General features: G+C 74.5%; 18 protein-coding genes. 14 read left to right on the forward strand and 4 right to left on the reverse strand.

Annotation, left to right across the window (positions count from 1 at the left end; all coding sequences use genetic code 11):
- Positions 1 to 82: 82 nt before the first annotated feature.
- On the forward strand, positions 83 to 1,558 hold the full coding sequence (locus AC068A_RS06115; protein ID WP_478581346.1) for a membrane-associated oxidoreductase: 1,476 nt from the start codon (positions 83 to 85) through the stop codon (positions 1,556 to 1,558).
- A 9-nt stretch (positions 1,559 to 1,567) separates the two neighbouring features.
- Here AC068A_RS06115 and AC068A_RS06120 read toward each other — a convergent pair whose 3' ends face one another.
- Complete coding sequence (locus AC068A_RS06120) at positions 1,568 to 2,197, reverse strand: lysophospholipid acyltransferase family protein (RefSeq protein ID WP_478581503.1); 630 nt, start codon at positions 2,195 to 2,197, stop codon at positions 1,568 to 1,570.
- Positions 2,198 to 2,495: 298 nt separating this feature from the next.
- Here AC068A_RS06120 and AC068A_RS06125 point away from each other — a divergent pair, with 298 nt between their 5' ends.
- From AC068A_RS06125 to AC068A_RS06135, 3 genes are all read left to right on the forward strand, one after another.
- Complete coding sequence (locus tag AC068A_RS06125) at positions 2,496 to 3,692, forward strand: glycerophosphodiester phosphodiesterase (RefSeq protein ID WP_478581349.1); 1,197 nt, start codon at positions 2,496 to 2,498, stop codon at positions 3,690 to 3,692.
- 111 nt (positions 3,693 to 3,803) lie between these two features.
- Positions 3,804 to 4,343, forward strand: coding sequence for a sigma-70 family RNA polymerase sigma factor (locus tag AC068A_RS06130; protein ID WP_478581352.1), 540 nt, complete (start codon positions 3,804 to 3,806; stop codon positions 4,341 to 4,343).
- Between the two features lie 37 nt (positions 4,344 to 4,380).
- Positions 4,381 to 4,887, forward strand: a complete 507-nt coding sequence (locus AC068A_RS06135; RefSeq protein ID WP_478581355.1) for a GNAT family N-acetyltransferase — start codon at positions 4,381 to 4,383, stop codon at positions 4,885 to 4,887.
- Here AC068A_RS06135 and AC068A_RS06140 read toward each other — a convergent pair.
- Both AC068A_RS06140 and AC068A_RS06145 read right to left on the reverse strand, forming a co-directional pair.
- Entirely contained in the window at positions 4,877 to 5,299 is a 423-nt protein-coding gene (locus AC068A_RS06140; protein ID WP_478581506.1) for a hypothetical protein, read from the reverse strand. The two genes, AC068A_RS06135 and AC068A_RS06140, sit on opposite strands and share 11 nt — an antisense overlap.
- Before the next feature lie 7 nt (positions 5,300 to 5,306).
- Complete coding sequence (locus tag AC068A_RS06145) at positions 5,307 to 5,675, reverse strand: hypothetical protein (protein ID WP_478581358.1); 369 nt, start codon at positions 5,673 to 5,675, stop codon at positions 5,307 to 5,309.
- A 600-nt stretch (positions 5,676 to 6,275) separates the two neighbouring features.
- Between AC068A_RS06145 and AC068A_RS06150 the strand changes: the two genes are divergently transcribed.
- The 8 genes from AC068A_RS06150 (at position 6,276) to AC068A_RS06185 (ending at position 17,624) form a co-directional block, all read left to right on the forward strand.
- A complete protein-coding gene (locus tag AC068A_RS06150) occupies positions 6,276 to 7,364 on the forward strand; it encodes a methionine ABC transporter ATP-binding protein (RefSeq protein ID WP_478581361.1) in 1,089 nt (362 codons plus the stop codon).
- The gene (locus tag AC068A_RS06155) at positions 7,361 to 8,029 is read left to right on the forward strand and encodes a methionine ABC transporter permease (RefSeq protein ID WP_478581364.1); all 669 of its coding nucleotides are present in this window, start codon (positions 7,361 to 7,363) and stop codon (positions 8,027 to 8,029) included. The genes AC068A_RS06150 and AC068A_RS06155 overlap by 4 nt, the downstream gene beginning before the upstream one ends.
- Positions 8,030 to 8,179: 150 nt before the next feature.
- Positions 8,180 to 9,040: a MetQ/NlpA family ABC transporter substrate-binding protein gene (locus tag AC068A_RS06160; RefSeq protein ID WP_478581367.1), complete on the forward strand. Its 861-nt coding sequence runs from the start codon at positions 8,180 to 8,182 to the stop codon at positions 9,038 to 9,040.
- A 234-nt stretch (positions 9,041 to 9,274) separates the two neighbouring features.
- Positions 9,275 to 9,949: a GNAT family N-acetyltransferase gene (locus AC068A_RS06165; protein WP_478581370.1), complete on the forward strand. Its 675-nt coding sequence runs from the start codon at positions 9,275 to 9,277 to the stop codon at positions 9,947 to 9,949.
- Positions 9,950 to 10,030: 81 nt separating this feature from the next.
- On the forward strand, positions 10,031 to 11,233 hold the full coding sequence (gene cbiE, locus AC068A_RS06170) for a precorrin-6y C5,15-methyltransferase (decarboxylating) subunit CbiE (protein WP_478581372.1): 1,203 nt from the start codon (positions 10,031 to 10,033) through the stop codon (positions 11,231 to 11,233).
- 255 nt (positions 11,234 to 11,488) lie between these two features.
- Positions 11,489 to 15,103, forward strand: coding sequence for a nicotinate-nucleotide--dimethylbenzimidazole phosphoribosyltransferase (gene cobT / locus AC068A_RS06175; protein ID WP_478581375.1), 3,615 nt, complete (start codon positions 11,489 to 11,491; stop codon positions 15,101 to 15,103).
- A 396-nt stretch (positions 15,104 to 15,499) separates the two neighbouring features.
- Positions 15,500 to 16,747, forward strand: a complete 1,248-nt coding sequence (gene cobA, locus AC068A_RS06180; protein ID WP_478581378.1) for a uroporphyrinogen-III C-methyltransferase — start codon at positions 15,500 to 15,502, stop codon at positions 16,745 to 16,747.
- Between the two features lie 58 nt (positions 16,748 to 16,805).
- Positions 16,806 to 17,624 (forward strand): TrmH family RNA methyltransferase, encoded by an 819-nt coding sequence (locus AC068A_RS06185; RefSeq protein WP_478581381.1) that lies wholly within the window; start codon positions 16,806 to 16,808, stop codon positions 17,622 to 17,624.
- A gap of 30 nt (positions 17,625 to 17,654) precedes the next feature.
- On the opposite strand, the gene AC068A_RS06190 is transcribed toward AC068A_RS06185, so the two are convergent.
- Positions 17,655 to 18,884, reverse strand: coding sequence for a serine/threonine-protein kinase (locus AC068A_RS06190; RefSeq protein ID WP_478581383.1), 1,230 nt, complete (start codon positions 18,882 to 18,884; stop codon positions 17,655 to 17,657).
- Positions 18,885 to 19,485: 601 nt separating this feature from the next.
- Here AC068A_RS06190 and AC068A_RS06195 point away from each other — a divergent pair.
- Together AC068A_RS06195 and AC068A_RS06200 are read left to right on the forward strand one after the other, a co-directional pair.
- Positions 19,486 to 19,671, forward strand: a complete 186-nt coding sequence (locus AC068A_RS06195) for a hypothetical protein (RefSeq protein ID WP_179176631.1) — start codon at positions 19,486 to 19,488, stop codon at positions 19,669 to 19,671.
- 242 nt (positions 19,672 to 19,913) lie between these two features.
- Positions 19,914 to 20,924: a phosphotransferase family protein gene (locus tag AC068A_RS06200; RefSeq protein ID WP_478581388.1), complete on the forward strand. Its 1,011-nt coding sequence runs from the start codon at positions 19,914 to 19,916 to the stop codon at positions 20,922 to 20,924.
- Positions 20,925 to 20,943 lie beyond the last annotated feature (19 nt).

The raw sequence follows: 20,943 nt of genomic DNA on the forward strand, positions 1-20,943 counted from the left end.
GGTCCGCGGACACCGCGCCGCCCAAGGGGCGGTGTCGCGCCCGGAGTTGACACCATGATCACGGGCGGGACACCATCCCGCGATGGAGATCACCGACCTGACCCCGGCGGAGCGCCGCGTCTGGGATGCCTTCCCGCGCGGCGAGGGCGTCGACTTTCGCGAGAGCCCCGACGAGTCCTCGCAGGACGGCGCCTCCTGGGGCCCCGAGCGCACCGTACGCGCGGAGGTGCTGCGCGCCCTGCTGGTCAGCGGCCCCACCGAGCCCGGCCGGGTCCCCGGCCTCAAGGTGTACGGCGCCCGGATCAGCGGCAAGCTCGACCTCAAGTACGCGGTCGTGGACCACCCCATCCGGATGCGCTCCTGCTGGTTCGAACGCAAGCCCATGATGTACGGCGCCCAGCTGCGTGCCGTCGTCCTCGGCGACTCCACCCTGCCCGGCCTGACGGCCGCCACCGTCCGGTTGGACGTCGTCCTGCGGCTCTCCCGCTGCACGATCAGCGGCCCCGTCCGGCTGGCCGGCGCGCGGATCGCCGGCGGGCTCTTCCTCCAGGAGGCGGTGATCCGGCCCGGCAGCCTCCCCGACGAGGCCGACGAACCCCCGCTCCAGCTCAACCACGCCGAAATAAGCACCGACATCATCGCCGACGGGCTCACCGTCCACGGCCAGCTCCGCATCAACGGCGCCACCGTCGCCGGCCAGATCAGCCTGGACCGGGCCAGGCTGATCCACCCCGGCGGGATCGCCCTGCACGCCGAGACCGTCTCCGTCGGCACCGACTTGCGCGGCCACCGGCTGGAGGCCGAGGGAATGGTCAACCTCACCGGCGCCCGGATACCCGGCCAGCTGATCCTCACCCGCGCACGGCTGGCCAACCCGGACGGGGTGGCCCTGCGCGCCAGCAGCTGCGCGATCGGGGAGTTCTGGCTCCGCAAATGCCCGGCCATCGACGGCATCGTCAACCTGCGCCGCAGCCAGCTGGACATGCTCTACGCCGAACCCGGCACTTGGCCGCCCGTGGTCCGTACCGAGGGCCTCACGTACCGGGTGCTGCACCCGCACCTGCCCGCCGAGGAGCGGCTGCCGCTGCTGGAACGCGAGGAGAACGGCTACCTGCCCTACGCGTACGAGCAGCTCGCCGCCGCCTACCGGACCGTCGGCGACGAGGCGGGCGCCCGTACGGTCCAGCTCGCCAAGTTCCGCCGGCACCGGCACACCCTGCCCCGGCACACCCGGCTGTGGGGCCTGCTCCAGGACGCCACCGTGGGCTACGGGTTCCGGCCGCTGCGCGCGGCGGGCTGGCTGCTGGCCCTGCTGCTGACCGGGTCGATCGCGTACGGGCTGCGGCCGCCCCCGCCGCTGAAGGCGGGCGAGGCCCCCGAGTTCAACCCGGTCTTCTACACGCTCGACCTGATGCTGCCGATCATCGGCTTCGGGCAGGAGCAGGCGTTCGCCCCGCAGGGCTGGTACCAGTGGCTGTCGTACGTGTTGATCGTGACCGGCTGGATCCTCGCCACGACGACCGCGGCGGGCGTCAGCCGGTCACTCCAGCGGCAGTAGGGCCGGGGGTCACGCGGCCTTCGCCTTCGTGGCGTACATGTCCACGTACTCCTGCCCCGACAGCCGCATGACCTCGGCCATCACCGAGTCGGTCACGGCGCGCAGCACGTAGCGGTCGCGGTCCATGCCCTCGTAGCGGGAGAACTCCATCGCCTCGCCGAAGCGGATGGTGACCCGGCCCGGGCGGGGCATGCCCTTGCCGCCGGGCTGGAGCTTGTCCGTGCCGACGATCGCGAACGGGACCACGGGGGCGCCGGTCATCAGGGTCAGGCGGGCGATGCCGGTGCGGCCGCGGTAGAGGCGGCCGTCGGGAGAGCGGGTGCCCTCCGGGTAGATGCCGAAAATCTTGCCCTCCTCCAGGATCCGGCGGCCGGTCATGAGGGCGGCGACGCCGCCGTTGGCGCCGTCCCGGTCCACCGGGATCATGCCGGCGCCGGTGAAGAACCACGCCATGGCGCGGCCCTTGATGCCCTTGCCGGTCACGTACTCGTCCTTGCCGATGAAGTGGACCGTGCGGTCGCACACCAGCGGCAGGATCATGGAGTCGATGAAGGTGAGGTGGTTGCCCGCCAGGATCACCGGGCCGGAGCCGGGGATGTTCTCGATGCCCTCCACACGGGTGCGGAACAACATGCGCATGACCGGTCCGACGGTGGCCTTGATGAGCGCGGTACGGAACAACGTGAGCCCTCCGGCATCGAGAAGCGGCTTCGCACGACACGGCGGCCGTGCAGGTGAGGACGATACTCGTGGGTCAGGCCCGCTCGCACATCGGGTTCACGAAGTCGAAACCTCGTGTTGACGCACGTTTGAGCCATGTTCGGCCGACACCCGCCTGCCCGCCACCGGCTGCTGTCTACCATCGGCAGGCCGATCCGGGCCGCCGGACCCGCCAGACCAGGGGCCGCGGGCCCTTCACACGACGGGAGTGGCACACATGACGCAGGGTGGGGCAGCACGGCGTACGGTCCTGGGGGCGGCCGTCCTGGCGGCGGGCGCCGGCATGGCCGGGCTCAGCGCCGGATCCGCGCAGGCGGCGGAGCCCGCCGAGCCGGCCGGGTCCCCGGCGGCGGGGGAGGCGGAGGCGGCGCGCCACGGCGGCGGCTACCGGGACCTGCCCGTCCCGCTGGTCATCGGCCACCGCGGCGCCAGCGGCTACCGGCCCGAGCACACCCTCGGCTCGTACGCCCTCGCCCTCGACCTGGGCGCCGACGTCGTCGAGCAGGACCTCGTGCCCACCCGGGACGGCCACCTGGTGTGCCGGCACGAGAACGAGATCGGCGGTACCACGGACGTTGCCGACCACCCCGAGTTCGCCTCCCGGCGCACCACCAAGACCGTCGACGGGGTCGCGGTCACCGGCTGGTTCACCGAGGACTTCACCCTCGCCGAGCTGAAGACCCTCCGCGCCAAGGAGCGCATCCCCGCCCTGCGCCAGCGGGGCACCCTCTACGACGGCCGCTGGGAGGTGCCCACCTTCGAGGAGGTGCTGCGCTGGGCCGACCGGGAGGGCAAGCGGCGCGGCAAGCGTGTCTGGCTGCACGTCGAGACCAAGCACCCCAGCCACTTCCGGTCCCTCGGCCTCGGCCTGGAGGAGCCCCTCGCCCGCCTGCTGCGCCGCTACGGCCGCGACGGCCGGGGCGCCCCGGTCTTCCTCCAGTCCTTCGAGCCGTCCAGCCTCCAGCGCCTCGCCCGGCTGGTGGCGGCACCGCGCGTGGTCCTGCTGGGCGCCGCGGGCACCCGCCCCTGGGACTTCGAACAGGCCAATGACCCGCGCACGGTCGCGGACCTGGTCAAGCCCGAGGGCCTGAAGTGGATCGCCGGCTTCGCCCAGGGCATCGGCCCCACCCTGGACCTGATCGTGCCGCGCGACGCGGCCGGCCGGCTCGGCACCCCGACCACCCTGGTCAAGGACGCCCACGCGCAGGGCCTGGTGCTGCACCCCTACACCGCGCGCAACGAGAACAGCTTCCTGCCCGCCGAGTACCGCAAGGGCACCGACCCGGCGGCCTACGGCGACGCCTTCGGCGCCTTCCGGACGTACTTCGAGCAGGGCATCGACGGCATCTTCACCGACAACCCGGACACCGGGCTGCTTGCGGCGGAGGCCTTCCGCCCCGGCCGCGGACGCTAAGCGGCCTCGCCGCGACGGCGGCAGGCGTCAACCAGCGACCGGAACATCGCCTTCGGGTGAGCTGTGCCGGGCGGGGAAACCGCCCGGCACGGCCCGCGCGTCCCGCCCGGCATGGACCTGCTGAAGGACTCCGATCTGCTGAACCAACTGGGGCCGCTGCTCTCCGCCGAGGCGGCCGCAGAGGCCCCCGGCGCCGGCGTGGACGCGGCCGACCTGGAACAGGCCGTCTGGGTCAGGCTGCTGGAACGCGGCCCCGCCCCCGCCGAGCCGGCCCGCTGGCTGCGCCGGGCGGTGCGCGCCGAGGCCCGCGTCGCCCGGCGCCGCGCCCGCCGGGAGATCCCGTACGGCCACCGCCATCACTCCGTGGACGGCTGTCGCCCGGGGAACGCGGGCGCCGCCCCCGAAGAGGCTCTGCTGCACCGGGAGGAGAGGCGGGCACTCCGATCGGCTGTCGCCCGGTTGCCCGGACGCTGTCCGGAGCTCATGCAGGCACTTCTGTCGCCCAGAGACTTGACGTACCGTGAAATCGCAGGGGAGTTGGGTATCTCACAAGGCAGCTTGGGGCCGGTCCGTTCCCGCTGCCTGGGATGTCTGCGCAGAATGCTCGCGTCGGAGGTTGCGGCTCCTCGCCTTCGGGGAAGGGAGCGGTAGACCAACGGGCTACCAGGTGAGCAGGAGGCGTGCGCATATGGGCATGAGCGTGACCATTTCGGCGGCGGTCGAAGAGGACGGCGAGCAGATCCTCAAACTCCAGTACCTGGCCTTCCAGCGCGAGGCCGAGCTGTACGGCAATTACCGCATCCAACCGCTCACCCAGACCCTGGACTCCCTCAAGGCGGAACTCGCGGCCGACACCGTGCTCGTCGCCCGGCTCGGCGACGAGGTGGTCGGCGCCGTACGCGGCAGCATCGACGGGGAGGGCACCGGCCGGATCGCCAAGCTCTGCGTCCACCCGCGGATGCAGGGCCACGGCCTCGGCGCCCGCCTGCTGCGCGCCGTGGAGGAGGCCCTCGCGGCGAACGACGGGGCCCCGGCCCGCTTCCGCCTGCACACCGGCCACAAGAGCGAGTCCAACCTGAGCCTCTACCGCAACGCCGGCTACGTACAGGTCGGCGGACGCACCGCCGGCGACGGCGTGAAGCTGCTCATCCTGGAGAAGGAGGCGGGCGCCGCCGACTTCGCGGTCAGCGCCTGACGCGCAGCCAGAGCATCCCGGTGACCGGCAGGATCACCGGGATGAACAGGTACCCCATCCCGAACTGCGACCACACCGTGGAGTCGGGGAAGGCCTCGGGACGCACCAGCGTCCACGTCCCCACCACCAGCACGCCCGCGAGCTCGGCGGCGCAGCACAGTCGCGCCGCCCTGCGGGCGGTCTCCCCGCCGCGCACCAGCGAGTACGTGATGAAGCAGTAGACCAGTGCGGCCAGGCCGGTCAGCGTGTACGGCAGCGGCGCCCGGTCGAACTCGGTGGACATCTGGTAGACGGAGCGCGAGACCGCGCCGACCGTGATCACGCCGTACACCCAGACCAGCAGCAGCCCGGGACCGGACACCAGCCGCCTGCGCGCCGCGGGGGCGGCCCCGCCGGCCGGCTCGGTGGTCATGTCGGTGTCAGGCACCGGGGGTCCCCCAGATGTCGTAGAGCCGTACTTCGAGCACGGCGAGGACGACTGCGCCGGCGGCCACCGTCACCGAACCCCACTTGGTCCGCTCGGTCAGCGAGAGCAGCCCGGCGGCCGGGACCGCGGCGAAGGCGCCCAGCAGGTACGCCACGAAGATCACCGAACCCTCGTCGGGCTTCCCGCCCCGGGCCAGGCTGACCACGGCGACCACCAGCTGGGCGAGGGCCAGCAGGCTCACCACGCCCATGCCGATGAAGTGCCAGTCCTTGGTCGGCTGGTCCCGCAGCGCGGCGAAGCCGCACCAGGCGGCGAGGGCGAGGGCGGCCGCGCCGAGGGCGACCGTCAGGGCGTCGAGCATGCAGCGAGCGTAGTACGGGCCGCCCTGCCGACTGCCCCCGCCCCCGCGCTCGGCCCGCGTGCCTCGCGCCGGGCCGGGCAGTGGTCTTGACCACAGGACGGCCCCGTCTCGCGCCGGCGCGGCCCCTCGGCGCGCACCCGGCCCGCGGCGCGTCCGCGCAGGTCGGCATGGCCGGACGGGCCCCTCTGGCGGGGATGGGGACAGGCCGGCGGTGTCCGGTATGCGGCCGAAACGTGTCCGCTATCCGGACAACTTTGATCGCACAAGGGACATGTCTGCTTTACTGGGGCCCATGACCACGACGAGCAGCCGCACCCTTGCGACCGAGGCGACGATGACGCCCGGTGCTCGTTGTATGTGTCGAATGTGCGCCTTCTGAGGGCCCCTCTCCTCCCGTCTCGCGCCCCGAAGCGAGACCGGCCGAGCCCGTCCGGCCCGCCGCTGCACGGCAGCGCCAGGAAACGGAACGGATAGCTCCCGCCCCGCGCATGCGTGGAAACCGCCGAAACCTTCCGGTTCGACCCGTATCGCGCCCAGATGTTTGCCCCGTGCCCGGCCGGCACCAGTCTGCGCCGCGCACTCGACAGCGACGGAATTCCTGTGATCACCACATCGGGCCTCACCAAGGTCTACCAGTCCCGCGGCCGCGAGGTCACCGCCCTGGACGGCGTCGACCTCCACGTCCGCGAGGGCGAGGTCTTCGGAGTCATCGGCCAGAGCGGCGCCGGCAAGTCCTCCCTCATCCGCTGCGTCAACCTGCTCGAGCGCCCCACCTCCGGCACCGTGACCGTCGACGGCGTCGACCTCACGGCGCTGGCCGGCCGCGGCCGCCGCGCCGGCCGCGAGCTCCGCGAGGCCCGCAGCCGCATCGGCATGGTCTTCCAGCACTTCAACCTGCTGTCCTCGCGCACCGTCCAGGCCAACATCGAACTCCCCCTGGAGATCCTCGGCCACCCCCGCCGCGAGCGCTCCCGCAGGGCCCTCGAACTCCTCGACCTCGTCGGCCTCGCCGACAAGGCCAAGGCCTACCCCGGCCAGCTCTCCGGCGGCCAGAAGCAGCGCGTCGGCATCGCCCGCGCCCTCGCCGGCGACCCCAAGGTGCTCCTGTCCGACGAGGCCACCAGCGCCCTGGACCCCGAGACCACCCGCTCCATCCTCCAGCTGCTGCGCGACCTCAACCGCCGGCTCGGCCTGACCGTCCTGCTCATCACGCACGAGATGGACGTCGTCAAGACGGTCTGCGACTCCGCCGCCCTGATGAAGAAGGGCCGGATCGTGGAGACCGGCACCGTCGCCGAACTGCTCGCGACCCCGGGCTCCGAACTCGCAGCCGAACTGTTCCCCGTCAGCGGGGACGCCACCGGCCCCGACCGCACCGTCGTCGACGTCACCTTCCACGGCGAGTCCGCCGCCCAGCCGGTCATCTCCCAGCTGTCGCGCACGTACAACATCGACATCTCGATCCTCGGCGCCGCGATGGACACCGTCGCCGGCCGCCAGATCGGCCGCATGCGCATCGAACTCCCCGGCCGCTACGAGGACAACGTCGTCCCGGTGGGCTTCCTGCGCGAACAGGGCCTCCAGGTCGAGCTCGCCGCCGCCGACACCCCCGCAGCGGCAGCCGCAGCCGCAGCCGCCGAAGACGCAGACGCCGAGCTCGCCCAGCTCGTCAAGGATGGTGCCCAGTGACCTGGTCCGAGATGCAGCCCCTGCTCACCCAGGGCACGTACGACACCCTCTACATGGTCCTGTGGTCCACCCTGGTCACCGTCCTCGGCGGACTGCCCCTCGGGATCCTGCTCGTCCTCACGGACAAGGGCGGCCTCCTCCAGAACCGGCCGCTCAACAAGGCCATCGGCGTGATCGTGAACATCGGCCGCTCGCTGCCGTTCATCATCCTGCTGATCGCCCTGATCCCGGTCACCACCGCCGTCGTCGGCACCTTCATCGGCCCCACCGCGATGATCGTCCCGCTCGCCATCGGCGCGATCCCCTTCTTCGCCCGCCTGGTCGAGACGGCCGTCCGCGAGGTGGACCACGGCCTCGTCGAAGCCGTCGAGTCCATGGGCGGCGGCATCCCGACCATCGTCGGCAAGGTGCTCCTCCCGCAGGCCCTGCCCTCGCTGGTCGCCGGCGTCACCACCACCCTCATCACCCTCGTCGGCTACTCCGCCATGGCCGGCGCGGTCGGCGGCGAGGGCCTCGGCTCCAAGGCCGTCACCTACGGCTTCCAGCGCTTCGAGACCGGATTCATGATCGCCACCGTCGTGATCCTGATCGCCATCGTCACGTTGATCCAGCTCATCGGCGACGGCGTGGTCCGCCTCCTCGCCCGCCGGGGCCGCACGGCCTGACCGCCACCCGGACCGGCACACGGACCGGCGCCCGGACCCGCCACCCCCACAGACCCCCCACCCCACAGAGCCCGCACTTGTCGTGCTTGGGCCACCACCCGCAAGACCCGCGCACCCTCGCGCACTTGCACCACATGAAAGGCACTCTTCGTGCGTAAGAACACTAAGCCCACCGCCGTCGCCGCCGCCTCCGCCGCGCTCGCCCTGGGCCTCACCGCCTGCGGCAGCGCCTCGGACCCGTCCTCCGCGAAGGCCGACGGCAAGGCCGACGAGACCAAGCCCCTCGTCGTCGCGGCCTCCCCGAGCCCGCACGCCGACATCCTGAACTTCGTCAGGGACAAGCTCGCCGCCAAGGAAGGCCTCAAGCTGGAGGTCAAGGAGTTCACGGACTACGTCCTGCCGAACACCGCCACCGAGCAGGGCCAGGTCGGCGCGAACTACTTCCAGCACAAGCCGTACCTCGACGACTTCAACAAGAAGAACGGCACCCACATCGTGCCCGTCGTGAACGTGCACCTGGAGCCCCTCGGCCTGTACTCCAAGAAGGTCAAGGCCCTCGCCGACATCAAGCCCGGCCAGACCATCGCCGTCCCCAACGACACCACCAACGAGGGCCGCGCCCTCCAGCTCCTCGCCGCGAACAACCTGATCACCCTCAAGGAAGGCGTCGGCACCAGCGCCAAGCTGTCCGACATCACCGACAAGAAGGGCCTGGAGTTCAAGGAGCTGGAGGCCGCCACCGTCCCGCGCGCCCTGAACGACGTCGACGCCGCCGTCATCAACGGCAACTACGCCCTCGAGGCCAAGCTCTCGCCCGCCAAGGAGGCCCTGGCCCTGGAGAAGGCCGAGGGCAACCCGTACGCCAACTTCCTCGCGGTCAAGGCCGGCAACGAGAAGGACCCGCGGATCGAGAAGCTCGCCCGGCTCCTCGGCTCCGAAGAGGTCAGGAAGTTCATCGAGGAGAAGTACCAGGGCTCGGTGGTCCCCGCCGCCGGAACCCCGGCCTCCTGACCCGCGGTTCCCACCGCACCCACCACACCCGGCGCACCCCGCGCCACCAGCGCACACGGCCCCGCACGCCCTCCCCGGCGCGCGGGGCCGAGGCCTGCCCGCTTCCGGGCAGGGGCGGCCATGCGCATCCGCCGGGCGATGCTGCATGCTGTGGCTGGACGGCCCGCACGACGGCGCCGTCGCACATTCGGTCCCGCACCACGGTCGCCCCACCTCTCAGGCATGGAGCTGCGCATGACTACCACCTTCCCGGACGTCACCATCAGCACGGACCGGCTGGTGCTGCGCCCCTTCGACGTGGAAGACGTCACCGCGCTCGCCGAGATGATGAACGACGAGCAGGTCACGGCCTGGACCTCCCTGCCGCACCCGTACACCCACGCCGACGCCCACGCCTGGGCCACCCGGCACTCCCGCGCCGAACGCACCGAGGGCCGCGGCATCGCCTTCGCCGTCACCGAGTTCCTCACCCAGCGCCTCGTCGGCAGCGTGCACCTGAAGAACACCGACTGGCGCACCCGCACCACCGAGGTCGGCTACGTCACCGCCCCCTGGGCCCGCGGCGAGGGCTACGCCAGCGAGTGCGTCCTCGCCGTCGCCCAGTGGCTCTTCCGCGACCAGCGCTTCGAACGCCTCGAAATCCGCACCGCCGCCGACAACACCGCCTCCCAGCAGGTCGCCCAGAAGATCGGCTGCATCAGCGAAGGCGTCCTGCGCAACGCGTGGATAGTGCGCACCCAGGACGCCGACGGCACCTGGACCGGCACCCGCACCGACCTCATCGTCTGGAGCCTCCTCCCGGAAGACCTGGAGGACGCGGACGAATTCGGCGACCAGGACGGCTACGGACGCGCCGTCGTGAACCGGGCCGACGCAGGCGGCCACCGCGTCTGCGCCGACTGGAACTGAACCGGCGGCCGGGTAGTCTCGACCTGCCCGGCCCCCGAAGAAACCTCGCCCGCCCCCCACCCCAGCAGGAGACAGACGACGATGGCCGACCGGGTCACGGTGATCGGCTGGGACGGCTCCCCCCTGACCGCGGCCGCCCGCTCCGCGCTCTCGGCCGCCACCCTCGTGGCCGGCGCCGCCCACCACCTCGCACTCCCCGAGGTCCCGCCCGCCGCCGAACGCATCCGCCTCGGCAGCCTCGACCTCGCCGCCCGCCGCATCGCCGGCCACCGCGGCAGCGCCGTCGTCTTCGCCGACGGCGACCCCGGCTTCTTCGGCGCCGTCCGCACCCTGCGCGCCCCCGAGCACGGCCTCGAAGTCGAGGTCGTCCCCGCCGTCTCCTCGGTCGCCGCCGCCTTCGCCCGCGCCGGCATGCCCTGGGACGACGCCCAGGTCGTCGTCGCCCACCCCCGCACCCTGCGCCGCGCCGTCAACGTCTGCCGCGCCCACGGCAAGGTCGCCGTCCTCACCTCGCCCGGCGCCGGCCCCGCCGAACTCGCCCTGCTCCTCGGCCCGGTCCACCGCACCTTCGTCATCTGCGAGGAACTCGGCACCGAGCGCGAGCAGGTCACCGTCGTCACCTCCGACAAGGCCCCCGACCACGTCTGGCGCAACCCCAACATCGTCATCGTCATCGGCGGCCGGACCGTCGCCGCCGACCCGCCCTGGCTGCTCGGCCAGAACCCCGCCCGCACCGCCGAACGCGGCTGGGCCCGCCCCCTGCCCCACGCAGCGGAAGGGGAATCCGCCCCACTGCGCGCCGCCCAGCTCGCCCGGCTCGGCCCGCGCACCGGCGACCTCGTCTGGGACATCGGATCCGGCTCCGGGGCCTTCGCCGTGGAAGCCGCCGCCTTCGGCGCCGCCGTCATCGCCGTCGACGCCGACCCGCGCGCCTGCGAACGCGCCACCGCAGCCGCCCGCGCGCGCGGCGTACAGCTCCAAGTCGTCGCCGGGCGCGCCCCCCACGTCCTGGAGGACCTCCCCGAACCGGACGTCGTCCGCGTCGCCGGCGGGGGAGCCGCGGTCGTCGCCGCCGTCGCGGACCGCCGCCCCGAGCGGATCGTCAGCCACGCCTCCACCCGCGACGAAGCGGAAGCCATCGGGCGCGCCCTGGCCGAGGGCGGCTACACCGTCGAATGCGCCCTGCTCCAGTCCGTCGGCCTGGACACCCGCACCTGGACCGAACAGGACCGTTCCGTCGTGTTCCTGCTGGCAGCCGAGCGCCCGGTGATCCGCCAGCCCTGATGCCGCGGTAGGCTGGCCGATCGTCGTACTGCCCTGGTACGTCCTGGGGTGACGGCACAACAAAACGCGCGACGTGGCGCAGTCCACAGCACACCATGGTGGTAATGGCCGCCAGGGTGGCGAACGGGCGCGACAATGCTTACTGGTTGTCGCAGGGGACGTACGCACGCAGCACGCGTCGCACGGCAACCGCGCTCGTTGGGTCATGCGGGCGCCGGGCGATCGAAGAGGCAACACGATGGGCGAGGGGTACGCATGACTGACACCGGCCAGGTACCGGGCGAGGGGCTCCCGGACAACGCGGGCATGGTGGATCAGCAGGGCATTCCGGCTCCGGTCCCGCATCCGGGCTCCGTCCCCGCTCCCGTCCCGGGGGGCTACGCCTTCCAGGACCTCGTGGACAACCCGGCCGAGCCGGAGGACGAGGAACTGCTGCTGATGCCGAGCGGGCACGGCCAGGGCGGTGCCTGGAGCGACCCGCAGATCGTCCCGCCGGCGCCCGTCTTCCCCGTCGAGACCGTCGGGGCCCCGTACGGCGACGCGCCCTACGCCGACTACTCCGACTACGCCGACGCCCAGGCGCAGGCCCAGGCACAGGCGCAGGCCCTCGCCCAGGCGCAGGCCGGGTACGCGGAGCCCGGCCATTCCGCCCCCGGCTTCCCCGACCCGGCCGCGGGCGAGGCCGCGTACACCCTCGGCGCGCACGAGGCCGGCGGCCGCGACTCCGGCGCCCTCGACCTCGGCGGCCTCGTCGTACCGCCGCCCACGGGCGCCCCCGCCTCCCCGCTGGGCCCGGTCCCGCCCGTGGCCCCCGCCCGCCGGCCGCTGCACATGGGCCCGCCCGTCCCCGAGGCCACCGGCGTCGTCCGCTCGCTCGCCGACCGCGGGCCGGCCACCCCGATGGCCCCCGCGGCTCCGACGGCCCCCGCGGCTCCGATGGCCCCGATGCCGGGCGTCCCCGCTCCGGTCGCCACCGCCACGCCCCCGGCCGGCACGCCGGTGGCCCCGATGCCGATGCACCAGGCGGGCCCGCCGACCATCGGCCCCGAGTACCTCGACGTACCGCGCACGGAGGGCGGCGTACCCGCCGGACCGCGGCTCGGCGAGATCCCGCCGCAGGCCGGCGCCCCGTGGGCGGCGGAGCAGGCCCCCGCGGTGGCCCAGCCCGTGGCCGCCGCCGAGGCCGTCGTCCCCGCCCAGGCCGGTCAGCCCGCCCAGCCCCAGGCGGCCCAGGTCCAGCCCGGTCAGCCCGGCGAGCCCGCCCAGCCCACCGAGCCCGGTCAGCCCGCCGAGGCCGCCCAGGGAGGTCAGCCCCCCCAGCCCCAGGCGGCCCAGGTCCAGCCCGGCGAGCCCGCCCAGTCCGCCGAGGCCGCCCAGCCCGGTCAGCCTGCCGAGGCCGCCCAGCCCGTCGCGGCCGTCGTGCCCGAGCAGCCGGCCGCCGCCGAGGCCGCCGCGGCCCAGCCCGAGCAGCCGCAGCCCGTGCCCGCGGAGCAGCCGCAGCCCGCCCCGGTGGCGGAGCCCGCCCCTGCTGCCGAGGCCGTTCCCGCGCCGGAGGCCGTTCCCGCGGCCGAGGCTGCCGGGGCCCAGCCGGAGCAGCCCGCCGCCGCGCCCGAGGCCGTCGAGGTCCCGGCGGCCCCCGAGGGCCCCGAGGCCCCGCAGGCGCAGCCGCAGACCGAGCCCGCCGCGGCGGCCGAGCAGCCCGTGGCCGAGGTCCCGGTCGCGGTCCCGGCGGAGCCCGCCGAGGCCGCCTCCGCCCAGCCCGCCGAGGCCGTGGAGCCCGTTGCCGCCGAAGCCGTGGCCGGGGTCGAAGCCGAAGCCGAAGCCGTGGCCGAGGCCGCGGCGGCCGACGCTGCCCCCGTGGCGGAGCCCGGCGCCCCCGTCCAGACCGAGCCGGAGGCGCAGCCGCAGCCGCAGCCTGCGGAAGCCGTGGCACAGCCGGCCGAGACCGCGCCCGAGGCCGTGGCCGCCGCGGCCGAGGAGCCGGCTGCCGCCGAGGCCACCGCGGCCCGGCCCGAGGCGGCCCCCGCCGCCGGGGCCCCGGCCGGCGAGGGCGCGCCGGCCGAGCAGTCCGCCGGCGACGAGCCCGCCGCCGGGGAGCCGGCCGCCGACGGTCCGGTGGAGCCGGAGCCGTCCCCGGGCGAGGCCGCCCCCGGTTACGCCGAAGCAGAGCGCGAGGCCGTCCTGCGCGTCATGCGCGAGCGCCGCGACATCCGCAACGGCTTCCGCACCGACCCGATCCCGCACGAGGTGCTGCTGCGCGTCCTCGAGGCCGCCCACCACGCGCCCAGCGTCGGCCACTCCCAGCCCTGGGACTTCGTCGTCATCCGCTCCGCCGAGACCCGCCGGACGATGCACGAACTCGCCCAGCGGCAGCGCGAGGCCTACGCCAAGTCGCTGCCCAAGGGCCGGGCCAAGCAGTTCAAGGAACTGAAGATCGAGGCCATCCTCGACACCCCGGTCAACATCGTCGTCACCGCCGACCCCACCCGCGGCGGCCGCCACACCCTCGGCCGGCACACCCAGCCGCAGATGGCCCCGTACTCCTCCGCCCTCGCCGTCGAGAACCTCTGGCTCGCCGCGCGGGCCGAAGGCCTCGGCGTCGGCTGGGTCAGCTTCTTCGACGAGCGCGAGATGGTGCGCGAGCTGGGCCTCCCCGAGCACCTGGAGGTCGTCGCCTACCTGTGCGTCGGCTACGTCGACGAGTTCCCGGACGAGCCCGAGCTGGCGCAGGCCGGCTGGTCCCAGCGCCGACCGCTGGCATGGGTCGTCCACGAGGAGACGTACGGGCGCCGCGCGCTGCCCGGCGAAGAACCGCACGACCTGCTCTCCGAGACCGTCGCCAGCATCCGCCCGCTCGACGCGAAGGCGCTCGGCGAGGCGTGGGAGCGCCAGAAGCGGATGACGAAGCCCGCCGGCGCCCTCGGCATGCTGGAGATCATCTCGGCGCAGCTGGCCGGCCTGTCCCGGGTCTGCCCGCCCCCGATCCCGGAGCCCGCGGCGGTCGCGATCTTCGCCGGCGACCACGGCGTCCACGCCCAAGGCGTCACCCCGTGGCCCCAGGAGGTCACCACGCAGATGGTCGCCAACTTCCTGGGCGGCGGCGCGGTCTGCAACGCGTTCGCCAACCAGGTCGGAGCCGAGGTCTGCGTGATCGACGTCGGCGTCGCCGGCGACGTTCCGGCCACCCCCGGCCTCCTGCCGCGCAAGGTCCGCCCGGGCACGGGCGACCTCACGGCGGGGCCCGCGATGACCCGCGAGGAGGCCGTCGCGGCCATCGAGGTGGGCATCGAGACGGCTCGCGACCTCGTCGCCGCCGGCAACAAGGCCCTCCTGACCGGCGAGATGGGCATCGCCAACACCACGGTGTCCGCCGCCCTCATCTCGGTGTTCACCGGCGCCGACCCGTCGGAGGTCACCGGCCGCGGCACGGGCATCAACGACGAGACGCACGCCCGCAAGGTCGACGTGGTCCGGCGCGCCCTGGAACTCCACCAGCCCGACCCGGCGGACCCGATCGGCGTCCTCGCGGCCATCGGCGGCCTGGAGCACGCGGCGATCGTCGGCATGATCCTCGGCGGCGCCTCCCTGCGCACGCCGGTGATCCTCGACGGCGTCAGCGCCGGCGCGGCCGCGCTGGTGGCCCGGGCCATCGCCCCCGAGGCCCTCTCGGCGTGCATCGCCGGCCACCGCAGCGCGGAGCCCGGGCACGTCGCCGCCCTGAACAAGCTGGGCCTGCGCCCGCTGGTCGACCTGGACCTCCGCCTCGGCGAGGGCACGGGCGCGCTGCTGGCCCTGCCGCTGGTCCAGAGCGCGGCCCGCGCGATGCACGAGGTGGCCACCTTCGACTCGGCCGGCGTCACGGAGAAGTAACCCCGCCCGACGGACCGAGCCCGCCGACCCTGGCCCCCCGACGCCTCGCGCGCCGGCGGGGCCAGGCGCCGTTTTCCCGGCCGCTGCCAGGACCCGTCGGCCCCGCCGGACGGATCCGGCCCCCGCACCATCCGGCCTCGCCGCATCCGGCCCGGCAATCCGGCCCCGCCGGCGCTTGAGGCGCAGGTTCGGGCGGAGCCCGGGTGCCGTCCGGGACGGGTCCGGGGCCGCCGCCCCGGGGTTCGGCGGGGGGCGGGGTCGGCGCGGGGCGCGGGGGCCTTATCGTGGACCCGGACAGCGAAAGTGCACGTCACGCCGACTCAACCGCACGACCAGACAAGCCGCTCCAGCGCAGCAGCGGCCCGCAGACCCGCCGCACCAGGAGCCGCAACCGCCATGGCACACCCGGCACACCCCGCCTACCCCGTAGGACTCCGCCTCGCCGGCCGGCGCGTCGTCGTCATCGGCGGCGGCCAGGTCGCCCAGCGCCGGCTGCCGGCGCTCGTCGCGGCCGGTGCCGACGTCCTCCTCATTTCGCCGTCGGCCACCCCCTCCGTCGACGCGATGGCCGAGACCGGCGAGATCCGCTGGGAGCGCCGCCGCTACCGGGACGGCGACCTCGCCGACGCCTGGTACGTGCTGATCGCCACCCAGCACCGCGAGGTCAACGAGCAGGCCTCCGCCGAGGCCGAGCGCGAGCGGGTCTGGTGCGTCCGCGCCGACGACGCCTCCGCCGCCACCGCCTGGACCCCGGCCACCGGCCGCGTGGAGGGTGTCACGGTGGCCGTGCTCACCGGGAGCGACCCGCGCCGTTCCGCCGCCGTGCGCGATGCGGTGGTCGAGGGGCTGCGCGACGGCAGCCTTGCCGCGCCTGCCCACCGCAGCCGGCCCCAGGGCGCGCCGCGCGTCGCGCTCGTCGGCGGCGGCCCGGGCGACCCGGACCTGATCACCGTCCGCGGGCGCCGGCTGCTCGCCGAGGCCGATGTCGTCATCGCCGACCGGCTTGGGCCGCGTGATCTGCTCGACGAACTACCGCCGCACGTCGAGGTGATCGACGCGGCGAAGATCCCGTACGGGCGCTACATGGCCCAGGAGGCCATCAACAACGCCCTGATCGAGCACGCCAAGGCCGGCAAGGCCGTGGTCCGGCTGAAGGGCGGGGACCCGTACGTCTTCGGACGGGGGATGGAGGAGCTCCAGGCGCTCGCCGAGGCGGGCATCCCCTGCACGGTCGTGCCCGGCATCTCCAGCTCCATTTCCGTGCCCGCCGCCGTCGGCATCCCGGTCACGCACCGGGGCGTCGCCCACGAGTTCACCGTGGTCAGCGGGCATGTCGGTCCCGACGACCCGCGGTCCCTGGTGGACTGGGCCTCGCTGGCCAAGCTCACCGGCACCCTGGTGGTCCTCATGGGCGTCGACAAGATCGGTCTGATCGCCGAGGCCCTGGTCCGCCACGGCCGCCCGGCCGACACCCCGGTCGCCGTCGTCCAGGAGGGCACGACCGCCGCCCAGCGGCGCGTCGACGCCACGCTGGCCACGGTCGGCGAGCGGGTGCGTACCGAGGACGTCCGCCCGCCCGCCGTCATCGTCATCGGCGACGTCGTACGGGTCGCGGAGGCCGGCCCCACGCCCCCGACCCACTGAACCCCCGGCGCCCGGCAGGGACGTTGGCACCGCACCCAGGACAAGGCAGTATCACCCTGTGGCTGATCTCATCACCGTCGAAGACCCCGACGACCCGCGCCTGCGCGACTACACCGGCCTGACCGACGTGGAGCTGCGGCGCCGCCGCGAACCCGAGGAGGGCCTGTTCATCGCCGAGGGCGAGAAGGTCATCAGACGGGCGAAGGACGCCGGGTTCGAGATGCGCTCGATGCTGCTGTCCGCGAAGTGGGTCGACGTCATGCGCGACGTCATGGACGAGCTGCCCGCCCCGGTCTACGCCGTCAGCCCGGAGCTCGCCGAGCGGGTGACCGGCTACCACGTGCACCGCGGCGCCCTCGCCTCGATGCAGCGCAAGCCGCTGCCCGAGGCGTCGGAGCTGCTGGCGGGGGAGGGGACCGGGCAGCGCATCGCGGTGTTCGAGGGGTTCGTCGACCACGCCAACCTGGGTGCCGCGTTCCGCAGCGCCGCCGCCCTCGGCATCAGCGCGATACTCCTGTCCCCGGACTGCGCCGACCCGCTGTACCGGCGGGCCATCAAGGTGTCCATGGGATCGGTGTTCTCGGTGCCGTACGCGCGTCTCGACCAGTGGCCCGCGGACCTGGAGAAGGTCCGGGAGGCGGGCTACCGCATCCTGGCCATGACGCCGAGTCCGAAGGCCACGCCGCTGGACCAGGTCCCGCCGGAGCGCTTCGAACGGTGCGCGATCATGCTGGGCTCGGAGGGGCACGGCCTGTCGACGCACGCACTGCGGGCCGCCGACGAATGGGTGCGGATCCCGATGGCCGAGGGCATCGACTCCCTCAACGTGGCCGCGGCCTCCGCGGTGGCCTTCTACGCGACCCGTCCCAAGGCCTGACCCGACCGGCCCGCCGGGCTGCGGCCGCCTTCAGAGCTTCTGCGCGGCGGCGATGCCCAGGGCCACGATCAGCGTCACCACGACGAACACGATCAGCCGCTGCCGCATGAGCCGCGGGTCCGGCCGTGAGGGCCGGCGCCCCGCCCCCGTCGTACGGGGTGCCGGGCGGCTGCCCGAACGCCCTGCCGTCGGCCGTGACGACGGACCGCCCGGGTTCCGCGGCGAGGAGGGGCGGGAGGACGGGCCGCCTGCCGGAACCCGGCCGGCGGCGGCCTTGCCCGCCGCCTGCGGCGTCGGCGTGCCGCCCGTGCGCCGCTCCCGCCGCTCCTGCCGCTCGGCCCGGTCCGTCCGCTCGTCCGGGTACGGCTGCGGCAGCCGCCCCGTCGGCAGGTCGGTCCGCGGCACCCGCTGCGCCGGAGGACGCCCGTCGGACAGGCCCTGCGCCTCGCGGGCCGCGATCTCCTTCAGCCGCATCGACAGCTGGAGCGTGGTGGGCCGGTCCTCCGGGTCCTTGGCCAGGCAGGCCCGTACGAGCGGCGCGAGCGCGTCGGGGACGCCGACCAGGTGCGGCTCCTCGTGCACCACGCGGTACAGCATCACCTCGGAACTGCCGTGCCCGAAGGGCGAGTCGGCGGTCGCCGCGTACGCGAGGGTGGCGCCCAGCGCGAAGACGTCGGTGGCGGGGGTGACGGCCGCGCCGCGCACCTGCTCGGGCGCGAGGAACCCGGGGGAGCCCACGGCGGTGCCGACGTGGGTGAGGGTGCTGGCGCCGGTGGCCCAGGCGATGCCGAAGTCGATGATCCGCGGCCCCTTGGGCGACAGCAGGATGTTCGAAGGCTTGAGGTCCCGGTGCACGACGCCCGCCTCGTGCACGGCGACCAGCCCCTCCGACAGGGCGGCGCCGATCGCGGCGATCTGGGCGGCGGTGAGGGGGCCGTCCTCGGCCACCTTGTCGTGCAGCGACGGTCCGGGCACGTACTGGGTGGCGAACCACGGCCGCTCGGCCTCCAGGTCGGCGGCAACGAGGCGCGCGGTGCACCCGCCGCGGATCCGCCGGGCCGCGGACACCTCCCGCGCGAACCGGGAGCGGAACTCCTGGTCCTCGGCCAGGTCCGGCCGGATCACCTTGAGGGCGACGCGCTGCCCGCGCCGGTCGGACCCCAGGTAGACCACACCCATGCCGCCGGCGCCGAGCCGCCGGTGCAGCCTGAACGAGCCGACGACACGCGGGTCCTCGCGCCGGAGCCGCATCATCGCCATGTCCACCCCGCTGCCCGGTCGTCCTGCTGACGTGGCACAGCTTACGGACGATCCGGCACGAGCGCTCAGAGGCCGCGCCCTCGCCCCCGCAATCGATTGTCAGTGCGGCGGCGCCCACTTGAGGGTGTCTCAGCCCCGGGGGAGGGCGCGAATGTGCCGGAGGGTGGAATGGTCAAACCGCCCTCGGCGCAAGGGGGTTGGCGTTACCGGGCGCTTGGCGGGGGGCGGTGCCCAGCGGGCGGCGGGCGCGTGCGCGGGGCGTGCGGGCCGGGCGGCCGTACGGGTGCCCGTCGCCGACACGCGTGTGCGGGGAGTGACGGAAGTGAGCGAACTCACTACCCTCCGGTCATCCTCCGCGATCATCCCCGGCCCCGGCCCCGGCGCCGTCCCCTCCGGGACATCCCCCATCCCGGGGGTGGGGTCTCCAACCAGCGGAGTACGCCGTAGGCGCCCCTGTCATCCTCCTGGAGGCCCTCCAATGGGTACGACGGCAGGACGCCGCGCCACCCCCGTCCGCCTAGTGTTGAGGACATGCGGCGGGCGGCACTCTCGTCCCCCGAGGTCCCGGGCCCGCCGCAGCCAGACGACAGGGGAGAGGACCATGGCGGACACGGCACGGCACGGACGCAAGGCCTTCGCGTTCAACGCCCACGAGTCCGGTACGCGCCACCCGCTGGTGGCCGCCGCCATGGTGCTCCCCCTGGCCGCCCTCCTGCTCTTCCTCTTCGGAGGCTTCGACCAGGTGGCGGCACAGGCGTCGTCCGTGGGCGTGATGCTGGGGCGCTGAGCGGCGCCCCGGGTCCGGGAGAGCGGCCCGGGCCGGGACATCGGCCCGTCGAACCCCGTGGGGACGGGGGAGCGGCGGACGGCAGGTGAAGGGTGCTGCCCGTGCGACTGGGGAGTCGCACGGGCAGCACGCTCACGCACACCCATCCGTGGTCACCCGCGCCACCCGTGCCCGCGTCATGCCCGGCCGCCTTTTCGTAACCTGCTCCCGAGAGGGCGAGTGACGACAGTCCGGGAGCCGCGATGAACCAGGAGCACGCCGCCCGGCGCCTCGGGAAGGGCTCCGTGCCCGCCCCCGCGGCGCCGCTGCCCGCCGCGCTGGCCGTGTACGCCACCGGCGAGCCCGCAGCGCCGTACGAGCTCCTCGCCGACCGGGAGGACGGCACCGTCGTCCGCTGCGGCGGGCTCGTGGCCAAGGCGCACGCCGCCGACAGCGACTGCGACGGCCTCGCCGTCCGGATGCGGATCGCCGCCGACCGGGCCCTGGCGGGCGTCCTGCTGCCCCCGCTGCGCCCCGCCGCGGGCCTGCTGCGGGGCCGCCCGGTGTCCCTGTGGCCGTACGGCGTCCCGGTCGACCCCGAGTACCCCGAGGCCGCCCCCTGGGAGGCGGCCGCCCGGCTGCTGGCGGCCCTGCACCAGGTGCCGCTGGACGGCCTCCCGGGCCCGCTGCCGCCGATGCGCGGCCCCGCCAAGCTCTCCCGCGCCCTCGGCCGCCTCTCCCGCGCCGCGTCCGCGGAGCACGCCGGCCACCGCTTCGAGCCGGGCCTGGGCCCCGGGGTGGTGCGGGACGCCGCCGGGGCCCTGCCCGCCTGGGTGCGGGGGGCGGCCCCGGCGCCGCCCGGCGGGGTCCTGTGCCACGGGGACCTGCACCTGGGCCAGCTGGTGCGGGGGAGCGCCGCCGACGGGGGCTGGCGGCTGATCGACGTCGACGACCTCGGCGTCGGGACGCCGGCCTGGGACCTGGCCCGGCCCGCAGCCTGGCACGCGGCGGGGGTCCTCAGCGCCGACGCCTGGGGCCGGTTCCTCGGCGCCTACCGGGCGGCGGGCGGCCCGGCCGCCGGGCCGCCCGGCCGCGATCCCTGGCCGGTACTGGAGCTGGCGGCCCGCGCCCTGACGGTGCAGACCGCCGCCCTCGCCCTGGCGAGATCGGCCGAGAACCGCCGTCGGCTCGACGGCGTGGAACGGCTGATGGTGGAGTCCTGCGCCCGAATCGCCACGCTCCCGCCCGACTTGGCGGCCCGCACCCCGTCCTGAATCCGGGTCCCAGGACAGC

This window comes from Streptomyces sp. NPDC043854, from assembly GCF_056436005.1.

What these genes read in the sequence shown, in the direction of transcription:
- AC068A_RS06115 (WP_478581346.1), top strand. Translation starts at nt 83, where the DNA reads ATGGAGATCACCGACCTGACCCCGGCGGAGCGCCGCGTCTGGGATGCC.
- AC068A_RS06120 (WP_478581503.1), bottom strand. Translation starts at nt 2,197, where the DNA reads ATGCGCATGTTGTTCCGCACCCGTGTGGAGGGCATCGAGAACATCCCC.
- AC068A_RS06125 (WP_478581349.1), top strand. Translation starts at nt 2,496, where the DNA reads ATGACGCAGGGTGGGGCAGCACGGCGTACGGTCCTGGGGGCGGCCGTC.
- AC068A_RS06130 (WP_478581352.1), top strand. Translation starts at nt 3,804, where the DNA reads ATGGACCTGCTGAAGGACTCCGATCTGCTGAACCAACTGGGGCCGCTG.
- AC068A_RS06135 (WP_478581355.1), top strand. Translation starts at nt 4,381, where the DNA reads ATGGGCATGAGCGTGACCATTTCGGCGGCGGTCGAAGAGGACGGCGAG.
- AC068A_RS06140 (WP_478581506.1), bottom strand. Translation starts at nt 5,299, where the DNA reads ATGACCACCGAGCCGGCCGGCGGGGCCGCCCCCGCGGCGCGCAGGCGG.
- AC068A_RS06145 (WP_478581358.1), bottom strand. Translation starts at nt 5,675, where the DNA reads ATGCTCGACGCCCTGACGGTCGCCCTCGGCGCGGCCGCCCTCGCCCTC.
- AC068A_RS06165 (WP_478581370.1), top strand. Translation starts at nt 9,275, where the DNA reads ATGACTACCACCTTCCCGGACGTCACCATCAGCACGGACCGGCTGGTG.
- cbiE (WP_478581372.1), top strand. Translation starts at nt 10,031, where the DNA reads ATGGCCGACCGGGTCACGGTGATCGGCTGGGACGGCTCCCCCCTGACC.
- cobT (WP_478581375.1), top strand. Translation starts at nt 11,489, where the DNA reads ATGACTGACACCGGCCAGGTACCGGGCGAGGGGCTCCCGGACAACGCG.
- cobA (WP_478581378.1), top strand. Translation starts at nt 15,500, where the DNA reads ATGGCACACCCGGCACACCCCGCCTACCCCGTAGGACTCCGCCTCGCC.
- AC068A_RS06190 (WP_478581383.1), bottom strand. Translation starts at nt 18,884, where the DNA reads ATGGCGATGATGCGGCTCCGGCGCGAGGACCCGCGTGTCGTCGGCTCG.
- AC068A_RS06195 (WP_179176631.1), top strand. Translation starts at nt 19,486, where the DNA reads ATGGCGGACACGGCACGGCACGGACGCAAGGCCTTCGCGTTCAACGCC.
- AC068A_RS06200 (WP_478581388.1), top strand. Translation starts at nt 19,914, where the DNA reads ATGAACCAGGAGCACGCCGCCCGGCGCCTCGGGAAGGGCTCCGTGCCC.